Origin of the sequence: Actinosynnema sp. NPDC023587 (assembly GCF_040640215.1) — a bacterium.
Taxonomy (GTDB): Bacteria; Actinomycetota; Actinomycetes; order Mycobacteriales; family Pseudonocardiaceae; genus Actinosynnema.
The window spans coordinates 386,701-409,579 of sequence record NZ_JBFABG010000003.1 but is presented as its reverse complement, the minus strand read 5'-3'; the positions used below and the strand labels follow the sequence as shown (position 1 = coordinate 409,579).

Here is a 22,879-nt window from a genome sequence, read left to right as displayed (position 1 = left end):
CCCGCCGTACCAAAGGCGGGACGCCAAAAATAGTCGTGTCGCGGTGAATTTTCCACTTTCCGGCAAGTGGCTCGATTCAGTGCGCGGGGTTGCTCCGACAGGGTGCCGCGCGTCTGGTTAGGTGGAGGCCGGACCCGGCACACAGAGGTGCCGGATAGCGTGGAGTCGCCTGAACATGACCTCGACTGGAGTCCCGTCCCGATCGGAGCTCGCCACCAGCCACGACGCCGGTGCAGGCCGCACGGCCAGTCCGGAACAAGCTCGTGACGAATTGATCGAACGGGCCGCCGCCAACGCCCCCGAGCTGGCCGACCTGATCCGCCTGTACTACCGCCACGTCTCTGCCGAGGAAGTCGACGACGACGACCCGGTGGACCTGGTGGGCGCGGTCCGCTCGAACTACCAGCTCGCCGAGACCCGGGTACCGGGCCGGCCGGTGGTGCGCATCCTCAACCCGACCCGCGTGCACGACGGCTGGCGCTGCCCGGCGACCGTCGTGCAGGTGGTCACCGACGACATGCCCTACCTCGTGGACTCGGTCGCGTCCGAGCTGACCCGGGGCGGCGTGCAGGTGCAACGGGTGGTCCACCCGATAGTCGTGGTGCGCCGGGACCCGGTGACCGGCGTGCTGAACGAGGTCCTGCCCACGGCCGACCCGGCCGACCCGCCGGCGGACGCGATGGCCGAGTCCTGGATGTACATCGAGGTCGACCTCCTCACCGACCCGGACCGGGCGCGCGAGCTGGAGACCAAGCTGCACACCGTCCTCAACGACGTCCGCGAGGTCGTCGAGGACACCCGCAAGATGACCGACACGGCCCTCCAGCTCGCCGAGCAGCTCCAGTCCTCCCCGCCGCCGCTGAACCCGGCCGAGGTGGGCGACGGCGCGCGGCTGCTGCGCTGGCTGGCCGCCGACCACTTCACCTTCCTCGGCTACCGCCAGTACGAGCTGGTCCGGGACGACCCGGCGACCGGCGGCGAACCCGCCCTGCGCGCGGTGCTGGCCAGTGGGCTGGGCGTGCTCAGGCAGGACAGCCTCGCGGCGCGCAGCCTGACCGCCGGGCCGGACGCGGGCGCGCAGGCCCTCTCGCCCGAGCTCCTGGTGCTGACCCAGGCCAGCGCCCAGTCCAGCGTGCACCGCTCGGTCTACCCGTACTACGTGGGCGTCAAGACGTTCGACGCCGAGGGCAACGTGACCGGTGAGCACCGGTTCCTCGGCGTGTTCTCCACGACCGCCCTGCACGAGGACGTGCTGGACATCCCGGCCATCGAGCGCCGGGTGCGGGACGTCATCCACCGCGCCGGCTTCCCGCTGCACTCGTACTCGGGGCAGCGGATGCTGGAGGTGATCCAGGACTACCCGCGCACCGAGCTGTTCTCGGTCGACACCGAGACGCTCTACCAGAACGTCACGGGCGTGATCGCGCTCGCCGAGCGCCGCCGGCTGCGGCTGTTCCTGCGCCGCGACCCGTACGGCCGGTTCTTCTCCTGCCTGGTCTACCTGCCGCGCGACCGCTACACCACGACCTCCCGGTTGGCCATGCAGGAAGTCCTGATCGCCGAGCTGGGCGGCCTGAACCTGGAGTACAGCGCGCGCGTCGGCGAGTCCGCGCTGGCCCGGGTGCACTTCACCGTGCACACCGACCCGAATCGGCACTTCGACGTCGAGCCGGACACCGGCTACGTCCAGCAGTTGCTGGCCGAGGCGGTCCGCTCCTGGGACGACCGCATGGTGGAAGCCCTGCTGGACGGCGACACCGATGGCCAGGGCCTCGGCACGGAATCCTCCTCCGAGCAGGGCCAGCGGTTCGCCGCGGCCTTCCCGGAGGCGTACAAGGAAGATTTCACGGCCGCCGAGGGGCTGGTCGACTTCCGCCGCATCGAGTCGCTGGCCCAGGGCGACCTGGCGATGCAGTTCTACGTGCCGCGCGACGCCGAGCCCGGCGAGCGCCGGTTCAAGCTGTTCCTCGCGGGTGAGCGCCTGACGCTGTCCGACGTGCTGCCGATGCTCCAGCGCATGGGCGTGGTCGTGGTGGACGAGCGCCCCTACGAACTCGTGCGCGACGACGGCACGGAGTGCTGGATCTACGACTTCGGCCTGCGCATCGACCAGTCGACGCTGGACGAGCTGTCCCAGGACGACTTGGAGCTGGTGCGAACCCGGTTCCAGGACGCGTTCGCGGCGGCTTGGCGCGGCGAGGCCGAGGTGGACGGTTTCAACACGCTGGTGCTCAAGGCCGGCGTGAGCTGGCAGCAGGCCGCGATGCTGCGCGCCTACGCCAAGTACCTGCGCCAGGCCGGCACCCCGTACAGCCAGGACTACATCGAGGACGCCGTCCTCGCGCACACCGAGGTCGCCAAGGCCCTGGTGCGGCTGTTCGAGGCGCGGTTCGACCCGGCGCTGGAGGACGCGCAGCGCGCCGGCCGCACGGACGGGCTGGCCGCGGAGATCACCGCGCTGATCGACGACGTGACCAGCCTGGACGCGGACCGCATCCTGCGCAGCCTGCTCACGCTCGTGCAGGCCACGCTGCGCACGAACTACTTCGTCCGCGACGCCGACGGCGGCCCGCGCCCGTACCTGGCCGTGAAGCTGGACCCGCGGGCGATCCCGGACCTGCCGCAGCCGCGACCGCGGTTCGAGATCTTCGTCTACTCGCCGCGGATCGAGGGCGTGCACCTGCGCTTCGGGCCGGTCGCGCGCGGCGGGTTGCGCTGGTCCGACCGGCGCGAGGACTTCCGCACCGAGATCCTGGGCCTGGTCAAGGCGCAGGCGGTGAAGAACGCCGTGATCGTGCCGGTGGGCGCGAAGGGCGGCTTCGTGCTGAAGAAGCCGCCGGTGCCGACCGGTGACCCGGGGCTGGACCGCGAGGCGTTCCTGGCCGAGGGCATCGCCTGCTACCGGCAGTTCATCTCGGGCCTGCTGGACCTGACCGACAACCTCAGCTCCGGCACGGTCGTCCCCGCGCCGCAGGTGGTGCGGCACGACGGCGACGACAGCTACCTGGTGGTGGCGGCGGACAAGGGCACGGCGTCGTTCTCCGACATCGCCAACGAGGTGTCCAAGTCCTACGGCTTCTGGCTGGGCGACGCGTTCGCCTCCGGCGGTTCGGTGGGCTACGACCACAAGGCCATGGGCATCACCGCCAAGGGCGCGTGGGAGAGCGTGAAGCGGCACTTCCGGGAGCTGGGCACGGACACCCAGACCGAGGAGTTCACCGTCGTCGGCGTCGGCGACATGTCCGGTGACGTGTTCGGCAACGGCATGCTGCTCTCCGAGCACATCCGCTTGGTGGCCGCGTTCGACCACCGGCACATCTTCATCGACCCGGACCCGACCGCCGCGCCGTCGTTCGCCGAGCGCAGGCGGCTGTTCGAGCTGCCGCGCTCCTCGTGGGACGACTACGACCGCTCGCTGATCAGCGCGGGCGGCGGGGTGTGGTCGAGGGCGGCCAAGTCCATCCCGGTCAGCCCGCAGGCGCGGGAAGCGCTCGGGCTGCCCGAGGACGTGGTGAAGCTGTCGCCGCAGGAGCTGATGAAGGCCGTCCTGCTCGCGCCGGTCGACCTGCTGTGGAACGGCGGCATCGGCACATACGTGAAGGCGGGCGTCGAGTCGCACGGCGAGGTGGGCGACAAGGCCAACGACGCGATCCGGGTCAACGGTGCCGACCTGCGCGTCAAGGTCGTCGGCGAGGGCGGCAACCTGGGGCTGACCCAGCGCGGCCGGATCGAGTTCGCCCGGACCGGCGGCAAGGTCAACACCGACGCGCTGGACAACTCGGCGGGCGTGGACTGCTCCGACCACGAGGTCAACATCAAGATCCTGCTCGACCAGTTGGTCCGGGACGGCGAGCTGGGCCAGGACCAGCGCACCGAGCTGCTCGGCCAGATGACCGGCGAGGTCGGCGAGCTGGTCCTCGCCGACAACTACTCGCAGAACTCGGTGCTGGGCGTGTCCCGCGCCCACGCCGCGCCGATGCTCTCGGTGCACGCCCGCCTGGTCGCGGACCTGGAGCAGCGCGGCGTGCTGGACCGGGCGCTGGAGGCGCTGCCGAGCGTCGCCGAGTTCAAGGCGCTGGAGAAGGCGGGCGACGGCCTGACCTCGCCGGAGCTGGCGACCCTGCTCGCGCACGTGAAGCTGGCGCTGAAGGAGGAAGTGCTCGCGGGTGACCTGCCGGCCATCGACGTGATGGCCCGCAAGCTGCCCGACTACTTCCCCAGCGAGCTGCGCGACCGGTTCGCCGAGTCGATCGCCGGCCACCCGCTGTCCCGCGAGATCATCACCACGGTGCTGGTCAACGAGGTCGTCGACGGTGGCGGCGTGTCTTACGCGTTCCGGCTGGCCGAGGAGATCAGCGCGTCCGCCACGGACGCCGTGCGGGCTTACACGATCGTGACCGCGATCTACGACCTGCCGTCGCTGTGGCGCGACATCCGCGCGCTGGACAACGTGATCCCGACCGACGTCCAGGACGACATGGTCCTGGAGACCCGTCGCCTGCTGGACCGGGCGTCGCGGTGGCTGCTCACCAACCGCCCGCAGCCGCTGGCGGTCGGCTCGACCATCAGCCGGTTCGCCGGTGTGGTGGCCGAGTTGTCACCCCGGGCCCTGGACCTGTTGCAGGGCCGGGAGAAGGAGTCGGTGGTCGCGCACGTCGAGCGGCTGGTCGAGTCCGGGGTGCCGGTGGAGCTGGCGCGCCGGATCGCGGTGCTGCTGTTCAGCTACGGACTGCTGGACGTGACCGAGGTGGCGGAACTCGCCGAGCGCGAGGAGGGCCACGGCGTCGGCCCGGAGCGCACGCACCCGGAGACGGCGGAGCTGTACTTCGCGCTGTCGGAGCACCTGGACATGGACCGGATGCTCAGCTCGGTCAGCGGCCTGGAACGCGGCAACCGCTGGCACGCGCTGGCCCGCCTGGCGCTGCGCGACGACTTCTACTCGTCGCTGCGCTCGATCACGGTCGACGTGCTGCGCTCCAGCGAGCCGGGCGAGTCGGCGGCGGACAAGATCGCGGCGTGGGAGCAGACGAACGCCTCCCGCCTCGGTCGGGCCCGCGCGGCCCTCGCCGAGATCAACCGGGTGACGCGCCTGGACCTGGCCACCCTCTCGGTGGCCGCCCGCCAGGTCCGCAGCATGATCCGCTGAGCCCTGGGGGCCGGGCCTCCTACGAGGCCTGGCCCCCTCCGGCACGGGGCACCGACGTGCCTCCGGACACCGCCGCGTGGTCCACCGGCCGTAAAGTCATCCGATGTGACCGCACGGCCGAGTGACACCGCCACCCGGACGGGGGTGAGCGAGGCGACGGGCAGCCGGGTGGTCAACGGCACGCCGGGCGTCCCGCCCGCCACCAGCCGCTACGGTCCGCACGTGCCGCGCGACGTGTCCGTGGCCGGGTTCGGCGGCGGGTCCCGGTGACTGCCTCCGACCTCGCCCCGTCCGACGTGCTCGCCCGCCGGATGCGCGCCCAACGCCTGTCCCACCCCACGAGCGACCTGACCGACCTGCTCGACTCCGTGTTCGCCCTCCAGGCGCAGGACGTCCCCGCCCTCAGGCTCGCCGCCCGCGCGCGCGGCGTCGAGGACCTCGACGGCCGGGTCGTGCGCACCTGGGCCATGCGCGGCACCCTGCACCTGATCGCCCGGGACGACCTCTGGGTGCTGGAGCTGCTCAAGCCGTCGGTCCTGGCCTCCACCAGGAACCGCCGCGACCAGCTCGGCCTCACCGACGACCTGTGCGAGCGCGGCGTGCGCGCGCTGTGCGAGGTGCTGACCGAGCCCCTGACCCGCGCCGAGGTCGTCGAGCGCCTGGCCGAGGTCGGCCTCCCCCTCGACCCCGGCTCCCAGGCCCCCGCGCACCTGCTCCTGTACGCGGCCGTGTCGGGCTTCCTGTGCCGGGGACTGGACGACCGGTACCGCCTGCTGGACGACGTCCCGCCGGCGGACAGGACCGTCGACGACCTCTGGCGGCGCTACCGGCGGGCCTACGGCCCGGCCACCGTCGCGGACTTCGCGGCGTGGAGCGGCCTGCCCAAGCGGCAGCTCCGCGACCTGCCGGAGATCCTCGCCGAACGCGCCGACCCCGACCGCACGGTCCGCATGCTGGGCCACTTCGACCCGTACCTGCTCGGCTACCGGGACCGCTCGCTCGCCCTGGCCCCGGAGTTCGCGCCGCGCGTCCAGACCGGCGGCGGGTTCCTCACCCCGCACGTCGTCGTGGCCGGCGAGGTCGTCGCCACCTGGCGCAAGACCCCGACCGGCTTCGCGGTGTCGCCCTTCGACGAGCGTCCCGACCTGCGGGAAGAGGCGGAACGCGTGGCCCGGTTCCTCGGTACGGGTGCCGCCTTAACCTGGCGGTAGCACGCGGATAGGGTCAACGCCACCGGAAGCTACCTCAGGAGGCGCGTTCAAGTTGGGTGTGTTCGTCACGGGTGTGCGTCCGCGCTGGTCGGATATGGACGCGTTCGGCCACGTCAACCACGCCAACACGGTGACCCTGCTGGAGGAGGCCCGGATAGACCTCCTGTTCACCGAGGCCGCCCGGCACGGCGTGCCGGACATGGCGCACGGCGTCGTGGTGGCCCGTCTGACGGTGGACTACCTGGTGCCGCTGGTGTTCACCGGTGACGAGGTCGTGGTGGAGATGTCCGTGCGGGAACTGAAGTCGGCTTCCTTCACGTTGGACTACTCGGTGCGCAACGGGCGGCGTGAGGGAAGTCCCGTGGTGGCCACCGCGGAGACCCTGATGGTGCCCTACAACCTGACGGCCGGACGACCGCGCCGTCTCCTCGAAGCCGAACGCGACTTTCTCGCGGGCTGGCGTGCCGGAGGTAACGGTGCCTGAGCTGGTGCTCGCAGATCCCGCCGAGCGGGACGACCTGGGTGCGTTCGTCGCCCGCGCCGTACGCCTGGACGCGCAGAGCGTCGTGCGGTTGCGCAACCGCCCCGACGGAGACCAGTTGGACGCCTGGGTGGCCACGCCGTTCGACACCCTGGCCACCCGGACCGTCGCCGGCCGCACCACCCCCGCCGACGTCACCGTGTCCGGCGGCGACCTGCTCACCGGCCTGGCCGTGGTGCGCAGCGACACCGTCGACCCGGGCCCCGCCCGCGACCTGATGTGGCGCTCGGCCCTGCCGCCGGTCGAGGGCTGGCTCCCGGTCGACCGCCTGCCCGGCAACGTCGTGGCCGAGCTGGCGGAACAGGGCGTGACCCTGGCCCGCGAGAACACCGGCCCGCAGGGCACCCCGCCCGCTTCGCTGCTGGACCAGACCGTGCTCACGGTCAGCGGCTCGGGACTGGACGTGAAGGTCCCCCTGCGCTGCCTGTTCGCCCTGTCCGGCATGGGCTTCCTGGGCGGCGACGACGTCCGCGTCACCGCCACCGACTCGTGGCTGCGCATCGACGCCCGCTACGGCGCGGTGGTCCGCCGCCGCCACTCGATGCTCCCGCTCCTGGTCTGACGGCGGAGCGGGCCCCGAACGGTCGCGTTCGGGGCTCTCCGCCTCAGACCAGCCAGACCGCCGTGTCCGGGGGTAGCTGGTTGCCGTCCATGGGCCCGCTGGAGAGCAGGATCTCACCGGGCGGCAGGGGCACCGGCCCACCCGAGGTGTTGAGGGCGCAGATGAGCCCGCCGCCCTTGCGCCGGAAGGCGAAGCAGCCGGCCGGCGCGCCGTACCACTCGACCTCGTCACCGGAGATCGACGGGTGCGACTTCCGCAGCTCCACCGCGTGCCGGTAGAGCGACAGCATCGACTCCGGGTCCTCCAACTGGGACTCCACCGTCAACCCCGCCCACTCGTTCGGCTGGGGCAGCCACGTGGTCACGCCCTGCGAGAAGCCGAACGGCGGCGTGTCGCCCTCCCAGGGCAGCGGGACGCGGCACCCGTCCCGGCCGCGCTCGGTGTGGCCGGACCGCAGCCAGGTCGGGTCCTGCAACGCCCAGTCCGGCAGCTCCACGTTGGGCAAGCCGAGCTCTTCGCCGTTGTACAGGTAGACCACGCCGGGTAGGGCGAGCTCCACCAACGCCATGGCACGCGCCCGCTGGACGCCCAGCGGACCACCGCCGTAACGGCTCACGTGCCGTACGACGTCGTGGTTGGACAACGTCCACGTGGCCGGCGTGCCGTAAGGCGTCACAGCGGCCAACGAGTGGTCGATCGCCGCCCGCACCGCGTCCGCGTCGAACGGTGCCTCTACCAGCCGGAAGTTGAAGCCCAGGTGCAGCTCGTCGGGCCGGATGTAGCGGGCGAAGCGCTCGTCCTCCTTGACCCAGATCTCACCCACGGCCATCCGGCCCGGGTACTCGTCGACGACCTTGCGGATCATCCGGTGCACGTCGTGCACGGCGTCGTTGTCGAACCGGGGGTCGACCGAGTTGTCGTGCAAGGTGCCCGGACCGTGCGCGGCGCGCGAATCCATGTTCGGCAACCCGTAGGGCTTCGCCATCCCGTGCGCCACGTCGATCCGGAACCCGTCGACCCCCCGGTCCAGCCAGAACCGCAGGGTCCGGGTCAGGTCGGCGGGGACCTCGGGGTGGTCCCAGTTCAGGTCGGGCTGCTCGGGCGCGAACAGGTGCAGGTACCACTGGCCGTCGGCCACGCGGGTCCACGCCGGCCCACCGAACACGCTGGTCCAGTTGTTGGGCGGCTGGGACCCGTCGTACCCCTGCCCGTCGCGGAAGAAGTACCGGTCGCGCTCGGCGCTGCCCGGAGCCGACCGCAGCGCGGCCTGGAACCAGGCGTGCCGGTCGCTGGTGTGGTTGGGGACGAGGTCGACGGTGACGCGGATGTTGTGCTGGTGGGCCTCCTCGACCAGGCGGTCGAACGCGGCCAGGTCACCGAACAGCGGGTCGACGTCGCGGGGGTCGGCCACGTCGTAGCCGTGGTCGGCCATGGGCGAGGTGTAGAAGGGCGTCAACCAGAGCGCGTCGACGCCGAGCAGTTCGAGGTAGCCGAGCCGGGACCTGATGCCTTCCAGGTCGCCTACCCCGTCCCCGTCGGAGTCGGCGAACGACCGGACGTAGACCTGGTAGAAGACGGCGTCACGCCACCAGGCGGAGACGTCGGCGATCTCTGGTCGGAGGTCGGAGGATCGTCGCACGAGATGTCATCCTGCCACCCGCGACGCCGAACCCGCCCCCGTTCGGGTGATCAACAATCACACCCAGGCATTCATGAGGCTGTTCGCGGCCATCTCCAGGTACGCCCAAAGCTGGTCACGGTGGGCCGGCGTGATGTCCGCCTCGTCCACGGCGACGCGCATGCAGCGCAACCACGCGTCCCGCTCAATGGGACCGATCACGAACGGTGCGTGACGCATCCGGAGCCGAGGGTGGCCGCGCTGGTCGGAGTAGGTGTGCGGGCCGCCCCAGTACTGCATGAGGAACAGCCGGAACCGCTCTTCGGCGGGCCCGAGGTCCTCCTCGGGGTACAGCGGCCGGAGCACCGGATCGTCGGCCACCAACTCGTAGAACCGCGCGACGATCTTGTGGAACGTCTCGTACCCGCCCACCGCTTCGTAGAAGTTCTCCGCGCTGCTCACCCCACCATCCTGCCACCGACCCACACCGCACACACCCACGGCCGCGCGCGGCGAACCCCCACCCGCCACAGCACACCCAACGCGTCGTGTCGTCCTCGGCGGCTCGGCCGTCCGACGAGGACGCCCTCCGGCTCTTGCGCCCCCGACGCCCGGTTCCGGAACGCCCGCCGCGCCCGCGTCCGGCCAGGTTCCAGGTTCGCACCGCGCGGGAAACCCCAAAACCGCAGGTCAGGGCCGTGTGGTCAGGTCGGGCGTGGCCTCCGGCCCCCGACACCAGTATCCCAGCACCCACCGACAATCAGGACGCGTCGACGTCGGCTCACCTGGTCGCGCCGGACGTACCGAGTGCGCCGGACGTACCGAGTGCGCCGGCGGTGCCGTCCGTCACGACTTCAGGGAGATTCCCGCTTCGTCCAACGCCGGCATCAGCTTCGCCCTCAGGGCGCGCTGCACGGCCCACTGCCGCCCGGGTCGGACCTTCACCGTCACGCGCACGGTGATCCCCTCGGGCGTGATCTTCTCCACACCGAGCACCTGCGCCTTGTCGATGACGTCCTTCTCCAGCGACTCCTCCGCCACCGCCGCCTCGGCGGCCGTCTTCAGCACGTCGGTGACCGAGACCAGGTTCGCCCCGTAGGCCAGCGGCAGGTCCACCACCGCGACGGCGAAACCCTGGGAGGAGTTGCCCACCCGCAGGATCTCGCCGTTGCGGACGTACCAGACCGTGCCGTTCGTGTCGCGGATCGTGGTGATCCGCAGGCCCACCGACTCGACCGTTCCGGTCGCCGGGCCGAGGTCCACCACGTCGCCCACGCCGTACTGGTCCTCCAGCATCATGAACATGCCGGACAAGAAGTCCTTGACCAGGTTCTGCGCGCCGAAACCGACCGCCACACCGAGGATGCCGGCCGAGGTCAGGATCGGTGCCGGGTTTATCCCGAGCTCGGTCAGCACCTGGATGAACGCGATGCCGAACACCACGATCGTGGTGACCGACTTGAGGACCGAGCCGATGGTCTTCGCGCGCTGCTCGCGCCGCTCGGACACCAGGACGCCGAGTGCCTGGGGCGCGCGTTCCCGCAGCGGCCGGAGCAGCTTGGGCTTGCGCTCCTCGGACGAGCCCCTGGTCAGCCGATCGATCAGCCGCCGCAGCAGGAACCGGAGCACCACGGCGATCAACACCGTCAGTACGATCCGCAACGCGCCTTCGGCGATCTTCGGCCCGTTGGTCACCCACCAATCGACCGCGAGCGTCGACTCCACATCCACCGACCCATTCCTCCTCCGCACGTCAGACGAACTCCAACCCGGTCGCACCGGCCAGGAAGGTCAACTGGTCCACGGCCAGCCCCACCGATCGGCTCACCGACCGTCCCGCGTGCCCCACCTCGGTCTCCCGGCGCAGCAGCACGGGGTGCTTCGTCGGATCGCTCACCGTCGCGTGCTGCAACGCGGCGCACATCTTGCGGGCGTGGTTGGGGTCCACGCGGCTGTCCGACTCGAACACCGTGAACAGCACCGAAGGGTACTCAACCTCCGGGCGCACCCGGTGGTACGGGGAGTAGGACAGCAGCCAGGCGAGCTCTTCGGGCACCGCCGCGCTGCCGTACTCCTCCGCCCACAGCCTCCCCAACAGGAAGTTCTCGTACCGCACCATGTCCAGCAGTGGTGCCGAGCACACCACGGCCCGGTACAGCTCGGGTTTCTGGGTCAGCGCCGCGCCGACGAGCAGGCCGCCGTTGGACCCGCCCATGATCGAAAGCTGTTGCGGCGTGGTCCAGCCGTCCGCGATCAGCCGCTCGGCCGCCGCGTGGAAGTCGTCGAACACGTTCTGCTTGCGGTCGCGCGTGCCGGCCCGGTGCCACTGCTCGCCTTCCTCGTCACCGCCGCGCAGCGACGCGTGCACCCAGACACCGCCCGCCTCGACCCACGCCAGCGCGGTCGCGCTGTACCCCGGGCCCCGGCCGACCGCGAAGCCGCCGTACCCGGTCAGCAGCGCGGGCCTGGGCAGGTCGGGGTGCTGTTCGCCGGACACCACGAACATCCGGACCGTCGTGCCGTCGCCGGACTCGTAGGCGATCTGCTGGGTCGTCACCGCCGGCAGCACGGCCGAGCCGGGCGCGGCGGCGTGCAGCTCGGTCTCCCTGCGGGACAACGAGAACCGGTACACCGACAGCGGCGTGGTGAAGTCCGAGAACCCGAACCACAGCACGTCCCGCCCGGTGTCCGTGGCCTTGTCCACAGTGGACCAGCCGTGCAGCGAGCCGGTTCCGGGCAACGGGATCTCCCCGAGGTGCCCGCCCGACTCCGGGTCGTGCAGGTGCAGTTCGGACACCGCGTGCCGGGTGCGCAGCAGCACCAGCGCACCGTCCAACCAGGTCGCGCCGTCCAGCACGGAGTCCGGCTGCTCCGGCACCAGCTCGGTCCAGTCCGTCGGCGTGGCGGGGTCCGCCACGCACAGCCGGAAGCGCGGCGCGTCCAGGCTGGTCCGCAGGTAGAGGCGACCTTCCTCGACCCACGCCGAGCACTGCACGCCCGCGTCGGTCAGGACCACCGGGCGCAGTTCACCCGTCCCGTGCAGGTCCGCGATCCACACCGAGTCGCGGCGCACCGTGCCGGGCGCGCCGTTCACGATCAGCCACCGACCGTCGTCGGTGACCGACAGCCCGTAGTAGTAGGTGTGGTCCAGTCCGTCGCCGTGCACGTTCACGTCCGTCGCCGGGTCGGTGCCGACCCGGTGCCGCCACACGCGGCGGTGGAACTGCCGCTCGTCCTCGGGCACCAGCTCGGGGTCCACGCGTCGCACGTAGAAGAACTCCTCACCGCCCGGCAGCCAGCCGACGGGGGAGTACCGGCACCGGTCGATGGGGCCTTCCACCACCTCGCCGGTGGTGACGTCGAGCACGTGCAGGAGCGAGTGCTCGTCGCCGCCCACCGACACCTGGTAGGCGAGCCGGTCGCCCTCCACGGACGGTGACCAGCGGTCCAGTGTGGTCCGCCCGGACGGGTCGAGTTCGGTCACGTCGAGCAACACCCGCTCGGTGCCGCCTTCGAGCACGTAGAGCACCGGGTAGTCCTGGTCCGGTCCGCGCCGGGTGTAGAACGCCCGGCCGGCGCGCCACACGGGCGTACCCACGGAGCCGGTGCGCATCAGCTCGGTCAGCCGCCCGCCGAGCGCGGCACGCCCGGGGAGCGCGTCGAGCCAGGAGCGGGCCAGCGCGTCCTGGCGGCCCGACCACTCGGTCGTGCGCGGGTCGGCCGGGTCCTCCAGCCAGCGGTACGGGTCCGCCACCGGATGTCCGTGCAGGTGCTCGACCAGGTCGAGGCGTTCCGCGGCCGGGTAGGTGATCGTCGCAGGCAGGGCTGTGGGAGAGGGGTCCGTCACCCCGCCGAGCGTAGCGCCCGTAGTGAAAACCATGTCCGATAGGGCCGAGTTCACCCAAGTTTCGACCCCGGGCCCCGGACGCGTGACATATCACGCGTGATTTTTAGGGGCGATCTGTGGTCTGCTATGTCTGAACCGGTGGAGGTGGTCGCGTGCCAGACCGACAACCCACCCCGATCGACGCCCTGGTGAGCACCAGGATCGCGTCGTCGGTCCCGTCCGGCCAAAAACAGCCCGTCGTGCACGCGATGCACGCGGTGGTCGACGGGGAGGGAGCCGGTCCGGCCCCCGTGGTGTTGCCCTGGGGAAGACGGAAAGTCCTGCTGCTGAACGCCACCTTCGAGCCGTTGACCGCGCTGCCGCTGCGGCGCGCGGTGGTCCTGGTGGTGTGCGGCAAGGCGGAGGTGGTGCACGGCGACCCGGCGGGTGCCGTCGTCCACTCGTCGACGGCCGAGGTCGTGGTGCCGTCGGTGATCAGGTTGAGCAGGTACGTGCGGGTGCCGTACCGGGGCCGGGTGCCCCTGACCCGCGCCGGTCTCATGCACCGGGACCGGTACCGGTGCGCGTACTGCGGCGGTCGCGCCGAAACGATCGACCACGTGGTGCCGCGCTCCCGTGGCGGGCCCCACACCTGGCAGAACTGCGTGGCCTGCTGCGCGAAGTGCAACCACCGCAAGGCCGACAAGCTGCTGTCCGAACTGGGCTGGCGAATCCGGGTCGTGCCGAACGCGCCGCGCGGGCCGCACTGGCGGCTGCTGGCGGGCGTGACCGAGGCCGACCCCCTGTGGCTGCCCTACCTGGGCGAGCCGGCGGCGTAGATCACCCGGCCAGGGCGAACTCGTCCTGCGCCGTGATCCGCACGCTGTCGCGCGCCGTGATGCGCACCGAGTCCCGCGCGGTGATCCGGACCGAGTCGCGCGCGGTGATGCGCACGCTGTCCCTGGCGGTGATGCGCACCGAGTCGTGAGCCGTGATGCGCACGGAGTCGTGAGCCGTGATGCGCACTGAGTCCCGCGCGGTGATGCGCACGCTGTCCCGTGCCGTGATCCGGACCGAGCCCAGCGCGGTGATCCGGACCGACCCCCGCGCGGTGATCCGCACGGAGTCACGCGCCGTGATCCGCACGGAGTCCGCAGCGGTGATGCGGACCGAGTCGCGGTTCGTGATCCGGACCGAACCGAGCAACGCCGTGATCCGGACGGAGGCGCGCGCGGTGATCCGGACGGAGTCGTGGGCCGTGATCCGAACGGAGTCGTGCAGCGCGGCACGCGCCAGGGTGGAGGTCGTCACGGAGCGCTGAACAGGTGCAACTGCTTCGTCCGTTCGGGTGTACGACGAACGAGTGAGGGTGGGGGCCTGGATGCGGTTCACGGTGTACATGTCGTGTCCTCCGAGACTCAGGGGGCGGGAATTAGTATCCGGAAAGGGATGCGCAAGACCCGTACAGGTGAAAAGCTAGAAGCCGAGTGGGCGGAGGACAAGACGCCAAACCGGCCGCCATTCGCCTCCTTCCGGGGGAAGGCCGAACGGGTGTACTCACTGCGACAGTAGAACCGTTCGGTTACTACTTTCGGCAACTATGGACACCGTGCGTAGCGTGAGGTCTGGTCGAGGGTCGTCCGGATCACAGACGGGGCGTCGCGCGTGGGCAGATCGATCGGCGTCAAGGGCGTCCGAACCGCGGATTTCCGCCTGCTGACAGGCGCTTGGATCACGTCGTTGGTGGGCGACGGCGTGCGCACCGTGGCGCTCCCGCTGTACACCGCGGTGAGCACCAGGAGCCCTCTCGCGGCGTCCGCCGTGGCGGTCGCGGTCGTGCTCCCGTGGCTGGTGGTAGCGCTCCCGGCAGGGGTGCTGGTGGACCGCTGGAAGCCCCGCCTCGTGGTCGGCACCGCCCATGCGTTCAGGGCGGTCGTGACCGGGCTCCTCGCCTGGGCCGTGGTCGCGGACAGCGCGTCCGTCGCCGTGCTGTGCGCCGCCGGCTTCGTGCTCACCGGTGCGGAGACCTTCGCCGACTCCGCGTCCCAGGTGCTCCTCGTCGAACTCTCCGGACCCGACGACCTGGAGGAGGCCAACGGCCGGTTCGTCACCGCCGAGACCCTCGGCATGGACCTCGCGGGCCCGCTCGCGGCGAGCCTGCTGTTCTGGTGGCACCCGGCGGCGTGCTTCGCGCTCGACGCCCTGACCTTCGTCGTCGCCGCGCTCTTCGTGATCCGGCTGCCCGAGGTGGACCGTCCGGAGCACGCCGCTCCCGGCACTTTGCGGTCTCAACTGGTGGAGGGCGCGGGCACCCTGTTCCGAATCCGCGGTTTGCGGGTCCTGGTGCTCGCGGTCGGTGTCACGGCGGTGTGCGCGGCCGGCGTGAACGCCATGCTCGCGCTCTACTCGATCAACGTCCTCGGCCTGCCCGAGCAGTTCGTGCCGTGGCTGGTGGTGGTGATGGCGCTGGGCGCGCTGGTCGGCGCGCGGCTGAGCCCCCGGCTGGCACCCCGGCTGGGCGTCGCGCCGGTGATGGTGGGCGCGCTGGCCCTGCTGGGCGTGGCGTTCGCGGTGTTCGGGGCGGTGCCGCTGCTGCCCGTCGCGATCGGCGCGGTGTTCTTCTTCGGGCTCGCGTCGGCCGGCTGGAACGTGCTGTCGGCGACCCGCCGGCAGCGCCTCACGCCCAAGCCGCTGATGGGCCGGGTGACGAGCGCGTACCGCGTGCTGGCCTGGGGGCTGTCACCGATCGGGGCGGGTCTGGCCGGTCCGCTGGCCGCCGGCACGTCGCTCGGGACGGTGTACCTGGTGGCGGGCGGGGTGGTCGTGCTGACCGCCGTGGCGCTCGCACGCCCCCTCGCCCGGACGTGACGGGGTCGATCGGTTACCGTAACCGCCGTGACCATCGTGGAGACCGTGCTCGTCTTCGCGCTGATCCCGCTGGCCATCTACGGCGTGATCACGCTACTGACGCTGAGGCCGAAGGCCACCCGCATCGCGCGGTACCGCCCGGGCCAGGAATGGGGCTACGCCCCGGTGTGGTGGAGCGCCAACCCCGGCGGCCTGCCCGCCGACCACCACGCCGAGACCGCCCCGGTCTCGGGCCGGACCGCCCGGGGAGGCGCACGTGGCAACTGGTGAGATCGCCGAGGTCGACCCGGCCACCCTGGACGTGGGCGCGGCCGTGACCACCAGCGGCCGGGTGTCGGTCGCGAAGATGTACCGGCCGCACCCGCCCACCCTGCCGTTCACCCCGGTCCAGCTCGCGTCGCTGGACGAGGCGATCACCGTCGCCAGCCGCACCACGGGCCTGGACTTCAGCGTGTACCTGGGCGAACTCGGCTCCGACACCCGCGCGCGGGCCGAGGAGCTGCACGCCGCCACCACGCGCCCGGCGCACGCGGTGCTGCTGGCCGTGTCGCCGGGTGAGCGCGTGGTCGAGGTGGTGACCGGCGAGGAGTCCCACCGCCGGCTCCCCGATCGCGGTGCGAAGCTCGCGGTCATGGGCATGGTGGCGTCCTTCAAGGAGGGCGACCTGGCCGGTGGCCTGCTGAGCGGTCTCCGGATGCTCACCGACCAGGCCGGGCACGCGCCCCGCGCCTGACACCGTCCACGAAGGCCGCGTCCCCTCGTCGGGGGCGCGGCCTTCGTCGTTCCCGGGGTGGCGCGCCCGAAGCGCGGGCGTCGGGACCCCGAAGTCCCGGACACGGCGAAGGCCGCGCCCCACCAGGGGACGCGGCCTCCGCACCGTCCGATCAGGACCGGTCGAACTCCTGCGCGGCCAGGGCGCGCACGATGCCCGCCCGGCCTTCCGACACCAGTCGCCGCAGCGCGGGCGGGCGTTCCTCCGCCAGCCACGCGTCCGCCGCCGTCACGGTGTCGCGCGCGATCGACCACGACGGGAACAGCCCGACCACCACGGACTGCGCCCGCTCGCTGGACCTGCGGTCCCACACGTCCGCCACGTCCGCGAAGTACCGCTCCACGAACGGCTGGAGCAGTGCCTTCTGGCCGTAGTGGTGGATGCCCGCGATGACCGCCTCGCTGACCGCGTTCGGCAGCTCGTCGTCGTGCACCGCCCGGTCCCACGCCTCGGTCTTCGCCTCGACCGTCGGCCGCAGCGCGCGGGCCGACTCGGCCCGCCGCCGACCGGTCGCGGTCGGGTCGCGCCGCTCCTCGGCGTCGATCTCGTCCGGACCCGCCGCGCCGTGCGCCACCAGCGCCTGCAACAGCCGCCAGCGCAGGTCGGTGTCCACGTCCAGGCCCGGCAGCACGTCGGTGCCCTCGTACCAGCCCCGGACCACGGTCACGCCCTCGGCGTCGAGCACCGAGCCCGCGAGCGAGTTCACGAACGCGAGCTGGTGGTCCGACCCCGCCTCGGCGGCCCGCGCCAGCTCCAGCGTCTTGGCCACGAACCGCCGCCAGCCCTCGTCGCGCCACGTGGTGTCCGCGTAGGACGACAGCGCGGTCTGCGCCTGGAGCAGCAGCCGCTGCACCACGCCGACCTCGGTCTCCGCGTGCAGCCCGCCCAGCACCAGGTTCACGAAGTCGCGCGCCTTGAGCTCCGCCTCGCGGGTCATCTCCCACGCGGCCGACCAGCACAGCGTGCGCGGCAGCGGCTCGGCGATGTCGGCGATGTGGTCCACCAGGGACGCCAGCGAGTGCTCGTCCAGCCGCATCGTGCAGTAGGTCAGGTCGTCGTCGTTGACCAGCACCAGCTTGCCGCGCGGCACGCCGATCAGGTCGGGCACCTCGGTGCGCTCGCCGTCCACGTCGAGTTCGACCCGGTGCGTGCGGACCAGCTTGCCGTCCGGGCCCGAGTCGTACACGCCGATCGCCAGCCGGTGCGTGCGCAGCTCGCCCGCGCCCGGCCGGGCACCGCCCTGGAGCACGGCGAAGTCGGTGAACTTCCCGGACGCGTCCACGGAGTACTTGGGGCGCAGCAGGTTCAGGCCGGTGGTCTCCAGCCACTGCGCGCTCCACCAGGACAGGTCGCGGCCGGAGGCCTCCTCCAGCGCGCCCAGCAGGTCGGCCAGCGTGGCGTTGCCCCAGGCGTGCTTGGCGAAGTACACCCGCAGGCCGGCCAGGAAGTTGTCCAGGCCCACGTACGAGACGAGCTGCTTGAGGACCGACGCGCCCTTGGCGTAGGTGATGCCGTCGAAGTTGACCTCGACCGCCTGGAGGTCCGGGATGTCCGAGGCGACCGGGTGCGTGGAGGGCAACTGGTCCTGCCGGTACGCCCAGGACTTCTCGATCTTGGCGAACGTCGTCCACGCCTGCCGGTACTCGGTGGCCTCGGCCTGCGCCAGCACCGACGCCCAGGTGGCGAACGACTCGTTCAGCCACAGGTCGTCCCACCAGCGCATGGTGACCAGGTCGCCGAACCACATGTGCGCCATCTCGTGCAGCACGGTTTCCGCGCGCCGCTCGTACATGTAGCGCGTGACCCGGCTGCGGAAGACGTAGTCCTCCAGGAACGTGACGCAGCCCGCGTTCTCCATCGCGCCCGCGTTGAACTCCGGCACGAAGCACTGGTCGTACTTGCCGAACGGGTACTTCACGCCGAACGCCTTGTGGTAGAACCCGAAACCCTGCTTGGTCTCGGTGAACAGCCGCTCGTGGTCCATGTGCGGTGCCAGCGACGCGCGGCAGTAGATGCCCAGCGGGATCGTGGTCCCACCATCGGTGAACTCGTCGCGCCACTCCGCGTACGGACCGGCCACCAACGCCACCAAATAGGTGGAAATCGGCTTGGTGCGGGCGAAGACGTGCTTGTCCGCGCCGCCCTCGGCGTCCACAGTGGACTCGATCGGGGCGTTGGAGACGACCTTCCAGTCCGCCGGGGCGGTCACCGTCAGGTCGTAGACCGACTTGAGGTCGGGCTGGTCGAAGCAGGCGAACATGCGCTTGGCGTCGGCGGTCTCGAACTGCGAGTACAGGTACACGCCGCCGTCGACCGGGTCGACGAACCGGTGCAGGCCCTCGCCGGTGTTCATGTACCGGCAGTCGGCCTCGACCGTGAGCTCGTTCACCTCGGCCAGGCCGGTCAGCCGCAGGCCGTCGTCCTCGCGGTAGTCGGAGACGTCGAGCTCGACCCCGTTCAGCACCGCGCGGTGCACGGTGGCGGCCACGATGTCGATCCACGACGACGCGCCCGGCGTCCGGCTGCGGAAGGCCACCGTGGTGGTGGAGCGGAACGTGTCCGCGCCCGGCTTGCCGCCACCGTCGGTGAGGTCCAGCTCGATCTGGTAGGAGTCGACTTCCAGCAGCACAGCCCGCTGCTGCGCCTGGTCGCGGGTCAGGTTGGGTGCCGCCACTGGTCACCTCGTCTGCCGGCGCGCTCGTGGTCTCGCGCCGACCTCGTCGGAACGGGGAAGGTGTCGTGTCGGTGAACACGACAGTCGCATCCAATCACGTGGGACGGCGTTAGGTGGACTCCGTCCGAGGGAAGAGTCCGGGAGCGCCTGTGGTTGGCACAGGTGGACACCGCCGTGGCACCGCGCTGGACGGCCCGCCTGAGCACGAGGAGCACCGCACCATGAGCACCAAGGTCGACTTCTACTTCGATCCGGTCTGCCCGTTCGCCTGGATCACCTCGCGGTGGATCCTGGAGGTGGAGCGGCAGCGCGACCTGGACCTGGACTTCCGGGTGATGAGCCTCTCGGTGCTCAACGAGAACCGGGACCTGGACGGCGGCTACCGCGACCTGCTGGACCGGGCGTGGGGCCCGGTGCGGGTGGCCATCGCCGCCGCGCGCCACCACGGCGAGGGCGTGCTCCGCGACCTGTACACCGCGATGGGCACGCGCATCCACAACGGGGGCCTCAAGGACTACGACGAGGTCGTCAAGCTGGCCCTGGAGGAGGTCGGGTTGCCCGCCGCGCTGGCCGAGGCGGCGCACTCGACCGAGTACGACGAGGAGCTGCGCGCCAGCCACCACCGCGGCATGGACCCGGTCGGCGAGGACGTCGGCACGCCCACGATCCACATCGACGGCGTGGCGTTCTTCGGTCCGGTGCTGACCCGCATCCCGCGCGGCGAGGACGCGGTGAAGGTGTTCGACGGCGCGGTGGCGCTGGCGTCCTACCCGTACTTCTTCGAGCTCAAGCGCACCCGGGCGGACGAGCTCGACTTCTCGTGAGCCACTGTTTGTGACACTCTGAGGGATAGATAGCCCCAGAGTGTCACAACATCCGGGAGTCTGCTCATGATCGAGGTCGTCAACCCGACCACCGAAGAGGTCGTCGGCACGGTCCGCGCGGGCACGCCCGGTGACGTGGACGCCACCGTCACCAGGGCCGCCACCGCCTTCCCGGCCTGGGCCGCGACCCCGGTCGAGGAGCGCGCGGCGATCGCCCGGCGGGTCGCCGAGGGCCTCGCCGCGCGGGTGGACGAGTTCGCCACCACCATGACCACCGAGATGGGCACGCCGATCACCTTCGCGAGGAAGGTGCAGGTCCCGAACCCGGTCGGGATCGCCCACGGCGTCGCCGACGCGCTGGAGGCGGGCTACTTCGCCGACGCCGAGATCGGCAACTCGCTGATCCTGCGCGAGCCGGTCGGCGTGGTCGCCGCGATCACGCCGTGGAACTTCCCGCTCCAGCAGGTGGTCGCCAAGGTCGTGCCCGCCCTCGCGGCGGGCAACACCGTCGTGCTCAAGCCCAGCGAGCTCGCCCCGCTCACCGCCGACCTGTTCGCCGAGGTGCTCGCCGGGGCCGGCGTGCCGCCCGGTGTGTTCGGGCTGGTCCACGGCACCGGGTCGGTGGTCGGCGAGGCGCTCGCGGTCCACCCCGTGGTGGACGCGGTGTCGTTCACCGGGTCGACCCGCGCCGGGCGGCGGGTGTCCGCGCTGGCCGCCGAGACGGTCAAGCGGGTGGCGCTGGAACTCGGCGGCAAGTCCGCCAACGTGGTGCTCGACGACGCCGACCTGGTCCGCGCGGTGAAGATCGGCGTGGCGAACGCGTTCATGAACAACGGCCAGGCGTGCAGCGCGTGGACCCGCCTGCTGGTGCCCGCCGACCGGCACGACGAAGCGGTGGAGATCGCGGTGGCCGCCGCCGCGAAGTACGTGCCGGGCGACCCGGCCGACCCCGCGACCCGCATCGGCCCGGCGGTGTCCGCCGCGCAGCGCGATCGTGTCGTCGCCTTCATCCGCAGCGGTGTCGAGGAGGGTGCCTCGCTCGCCCTGGGCGGCCCGGACGCGCCCACCGGGCGCGGGTTCCACGTCGCGCCGACCGTGTTCGGCAACGTGCGGCCGGGCATGGCCATTGCCCAGGAGGAGATCTTCGGGCCGGTGCTGTCGGTGCTGCCCTACACCGACCAGGACGACGCCGTGCGGATCGCCAACTCCACGATCTACGGGCTGGGCGGCGCGGTGTTCTCTGCCGACCCGGAGCGCGCCCTGGCCGTGGCCAAGCGCTTGCGCACCGGCCAGGTGGACATCAACGGCGCGGCGTTCAACACCGCCGCCCCGTTCGGCGGCTACCGGCAGTCCGGCAACGGCCGGGAGTTCGGCAGGTTCGGGCTCGACGAGTTCACCGAGGTGAAGTCGGTCCAGCGGTAACGGGGTCGACCGGGGTCCGGCCCGGCCCTGCCTCGCCCCCCGGCGCGGGTCCGCACCGCCCGGCGCTACACCTCGATGAGCGCGGGCGGCTCGCCCAGCGACTCCGACCGGCCCGCCGCCCACCGGTCCGCCGACCACGCCGCCGCCAGCGCGTCCAGCACGTCGTCCACCGACGGGCCGGCCGGCAGGTCCGCCAGCACCTCCGGCACGTCGACGAAGGCCCGCAGCGCGATCAGCCGCTGCGCCACCCCGCGCGCCGACCGCTTCGAGTCCACCACCCGGGGGTCCAGCACCCGGAACGTGGTCTCGGGGTGCACCTCCAGCACGGTCGCCGGCAGCTCCCGCCGCCACTCCCGGATCTTCGGCACGAGGTGCCACGCCTGCTTGCTGATCGCCTTGCCGTGCGCGGCCCGCGACACCGCGCACGCCTCGGCGTAGGTCACGCAGTCCAGCACGGCCTCGACCGGCGCGAAGAACATCGAGGACCGGGCCGCGCCGAGCAGCTCCCGCGCCCGCACGTCGCACGCCCGGTAACCCGTGACCGGCGGGCGCAACGGCATGTCGACCCCGACCGCGACGCACCCGGCGGTCAGCTCGACCACCTCGTCCGCCGACCCGGCCCGGTGCCACCGCACGTCCGCCCGGGAGGCCACCACCGCCACCACCCACCCGCCGGGCGTGCCGTCGACCCCGGCGATCACGCTCGCAGCACCCCGTCCACCAGACGCGGCACGGCGGTGCTCACGTCGACCCGGGAGGCCAGCGCCACGTCCGCGCCGTGCCCGCTCGCGATCAGCTCCCGCCCGGACACGCACCCGGCCAGCACGTCGTCCACCGACGACCGCGCGAACAGCTCCGCCGCCACGGCCGCCTCGACCGACGCCGCCCCGTACCCGAGCAGCGACGCCAGCACCGCGCCCGCGCCGAGCAGGTCCTCCACGGCCGGCCTCAGCGGTCCCCGGTGCCCGTGGGTCGGGCTGTTGACGTGCACGCCCCACCGCTCGCCCGCCGCGACCACGCCGATCGGCCCGCCACGGGCCAGGTCGCGGGCGGCGGTGGCGACGGCGCGGGCGTTGCGCAGGCACCCGGCCAGCACCAGCGACCCGGTGGCCGCCGCCAGGTCGCACAACGTCGCCCCGTTGGGGGAGGGCAGCTCCAGTTCGGTACCCGCCGGCAGTTCCACCAGCGACGACGGCCGCAGCGTCCACGAGGGGTCGGCGGGCCGGGCCGCGTGCTCCCGGTCCGCCCAGCGCACCGGCCGCACCGAGCCGCCGCGCCCGACGACGATGTCGACCGCCGTGCTGAACGACAGCACGTCCACGACCACCACCACGGCGCACAGCCCGCCCAGCGCGGCGACGCCTTCGTCGCCCCATTCCAGCCGGAGTTGGCATCCCTCTTGACCGAACACCCGC

19 protein-coding genes are annotated in these 22,879 nt (G+C 71.9%); 11 read left to right on the top strand and 8 right to left on the bottom strand.

Annotation, left to right across the window (positions count from 1 at the left end; all coding sequences use genetic code 11):
* Window positions 1-175: 175 nt before the first annotated feature.
* From AB0G01_RS10730 to AB0G01_RS10710, 5 genes are all read left to right on the top strand, one after another.
* Window positions 176-5,146 carry an NAD-glutamate dehydrogenase gene (locus AB0G01_RS10730; protein WP_360942443.1) on the top strand — a complete coding sequence of 1,657 codons (4,971 nt, stop codon included), beginning with the start codon at window positions 176-178 and terminating at the stop codon, window positions 5,144-5,146.
* A gap of 105 nt (window positions 5,147-5,251) precedes the next feature.
* Window positions 5,252-5,416, top strand: coding sequence for a hypothetical protein (locus tag AB0G01_RS10725; RefSeq protein ID WP_360942441.1), 165 nt, complete (start codon window positions 5,252-5,254; stop codon window positions 5,414-5,416).
* Window positions 5,413-6,357, top strand: a complete 945-nt coding sequence (locus AB0G01_RS10720; protein ID WP_360942439.1) for a winged helix DNA-binding domain-containing protein — start codon at window positions 5,413-5,415, stop codon at window positions 6,355-6,357. Before AB0G01_RS10725 ends, AB0G01_RS10720 begins: the two co-directional genes overlap by 4 nt.
* 52 nt (window positions 6,358-6,409) lie before the next feature.
* Window positions 6,410-6,841 carry a thioesterase family protein gene (locus AB0G01_RS10715; RefSeq protein WP_360942436.1) on the top strand — a complete coding sequence of 144 codons (432 nt, stop codon included), beginning with the start codon at window positions 6,410-6,412 and terminating at the stop codon, window positions 6,839-6,841.
* Complete coding sequence (locus tag AB0G01_RS10710; protein ID WP_360942434.1) at window positions 6,834-7,460, top strand: hypothetical protein; 627 nt, start codon at window positions 6,834-6,836, stop codon at window positions 7,458-7,460. Before AB0G01_RS10715 ends, AB0G01_RS10710 begins: the two co-directional genes overlap by 8 nt.
* Before the next feature lie 43 nt (window positions 7,461-7,503).
* On the opposite strand, the gene AB0G01_RS10705 is transcribed toward AB0G01_RS10710, so the two are convergent.
* From AB0G01_RS10705 to AB0G01_RS10690, 4 genes are all read right to left on the bottom strand, one after another.
* A complete protein-coding gene (locus AB0G01_RS10705) occupies window positions 7,504-9,099 on the bottom strand; it encodes a glycoside hydrolase family 13 protein (protein ID WP_360942431.1) in 1,596 nt (531 codons plus the stop codon).
* Window positions 9,100-9,156: 57 nt separating this feature from the next.
* On the bottom strand, window positions 9,157-9,540 hold the full coding sequence (locus AB0G01_RS10700; protein WP_360942428.1) for a globin: 384 nt from the start codon (window positions 9,538-9,540) through the stop codon (window positions 9,157-9,159).
* A 384-nt stretch (window positions 9,541-9,924) separates the two neighbouring features.
* On the bottom strand, window positions 9,925-10,809 hold the full coding sequence (locus AB0G01_RS10695; protein WP_360942425.1) for a mechanosensitive ion channel family protein: 885 nt from the start codon (window positions 10,807-10,809) through the stop codon (window positions 9,925-9,927).
* A 22-nt stretch (window positions 10,810-10,831) separates the two neighbouring features.
* Entirely contained in the window at window positions 10,832-12,925 is a 2,094-nt protein-coding gene (locus tag AB0G01_RS10690; RefSeq protein ID WP_360942422.1) for a prolyl oligopeptidase family serine peptidase, read from the bottom strand.
* Window positions 12,926-13,077: 152 nt separating this feature from the next.
* Here AB0G01_RS10690 and AB0G01_RS10685 point away from each other — a divergent pair, with 152 nt between their 5' ends.
* Window positions 13,078-13,743, top strand: coding sequence for an HNH endonuclease (locus tag AB0G01_RS10685; RefSeq protein WP_360942420.1), 666 nt, complete (start codon window positions 13,078-13,080; stop codon window positions 13,741-13,743).
* A gap of 1 nt (window position 13,744) precedes the next feature.
* On the opposite strand, the gene AB0G01_RS10680 is transcribed toward AB0G01_RS10685, so the two are convergent.
* Window positions 13,745-14,215 carry a DUF2345 domain-containing protein gene (locus AB0G01_RS10680; RefSeq protein WP_360942417.1) on the bottom strand — a complete coding sequence of 157 codons (471 nt, stop codon included), beginning with the start codon at window positions 14,213-14,215 and terminating at the stop codon, window positions 13,745-13,747.
* Window positions 14,216-14,569: 354 nt separating this feature from the next.
* Between AB0G01_RS10680 and AB0G01_RS10675 the strand changes: the two genes are divergently transcribed.
* The 3 genes from AB0G01_RS10675 to AB0G01_RS10665 are packed head-to-tail and all read left to right on the top strand — an operon-like array spanning window position 14,570 to window position 16,505.
* Window positions 14,570-15,772: an MFS transporter gene (locus AB0G01_RS10675; RefSeq protein ID WP_360942414.1), complete on the top strand. Its 1,203-nt coding sequence runs from the start codon at window positions 14,570-14,572 to the stop codon at window positions 15,770-15,772.
* Window positions 15,773-15,799: 27 nt separating this feature from the next.
* Window positions 15,800-16,042 carry a hypothetical protein gene (locus tag AB0G01_RS10670; RefSeq protein ID WP_360942411.1) on the top strand — a complete coding sequence of 81 codons (243 nt, stop codon included), beginning with the start codon at window positions 15,800-15,802 and terminating at the stop codon, window positions 16,040-16,042.
* Entirely contained in the window at window positions 16,029-16,505 is a 477-nt protein-coding gene (locus tag AB0G01_RS10665) for a DUF5130 family protein (protein ID WP_360942408.1), read from the top strand. The genes AB0G01_RS10670 and AB0G01_RS10665 overlap by 14 nt, the downstream gene beginning before the upstream one ends.
* Before the next feature lie 151 nt (window positions 16,506-16,656).
* On the opposite strand, the gene pepN is transcribed toward AB0G01_RS10665, so the two are convergent.
* Window positions 16,657-19,218, bottom strand: a complete 2,562-nt coding sequence (pepN, locus tag AB0G01_RS10660; RefSeq protein ID WP_360942405.1) for an aminopeptidase N — start codon at window positions 19,216-19,218, stop codon at window positions 16,657-16,659.
* 221 nt (window positions 19,219-19,439) lie between these two features.
* Between pepN and AB0G01_RS10655 the strand changes: the two genes are divergently transcribed.
* Both AB0G01_RS10655 and AB0G01_RS10650 read left to right on the top strand, forming a co-directional pair.
* Complete coding sequence (locus AB0G01_RS10655) at window positions 19,440-20,042, top strand: disulfide bond formation protein DsbA (protein WP_360942402.1); 603 nt, start codon at window positions 19,440-19,442, stop codon at window positions 20,040-20,042.
* 66 nt (window positions 20,043-20,108) lie between these two features.
* Window positions 20,109-21,464 (top strand): aldehyde dehydrogenase family protein, encoded by a 1,356-nt coding sequence (locus tag AB0G01_RS10650; protein WP_360942399.1) that lies wholly within the window; start codon window positions 20,109-20,111, stop codon window positions 21,462-21,464.
* Between the two features lie 65 nt (window positions 21,465-21,529).
* Here the strand turns inward: AB0G01_RS10650 and AB0G01_RS10645 are convergent, their stop codons facing one another.
* Entirely contained in the window at window positions 21,530-22,165 is a 636-nt protein-coding gene (locus tag AB0G01_RS10645; protein WP_360942396.1) for a DUF429 domain-containing protein, read from the bottom strand.
* Window positions 22,162-22,875, bottom strand: a complete 714-nt coding sequence (locus tag AB0G01_RS10640; protein WP_360942393.1) for a 2-phosphosulfolactate phosphatase — start codon at window positions 22,873-22,875, stop codon at window positions 22,162-22,164. The genes AB0G01_RS10645 and AB0G01_RS10640 overlap by 4 nt, the downstream gene beginning before the upstream one ends.
* Between the last annotated feature and the right edge of the window lie 4 nt (window positions 22,876-22,879).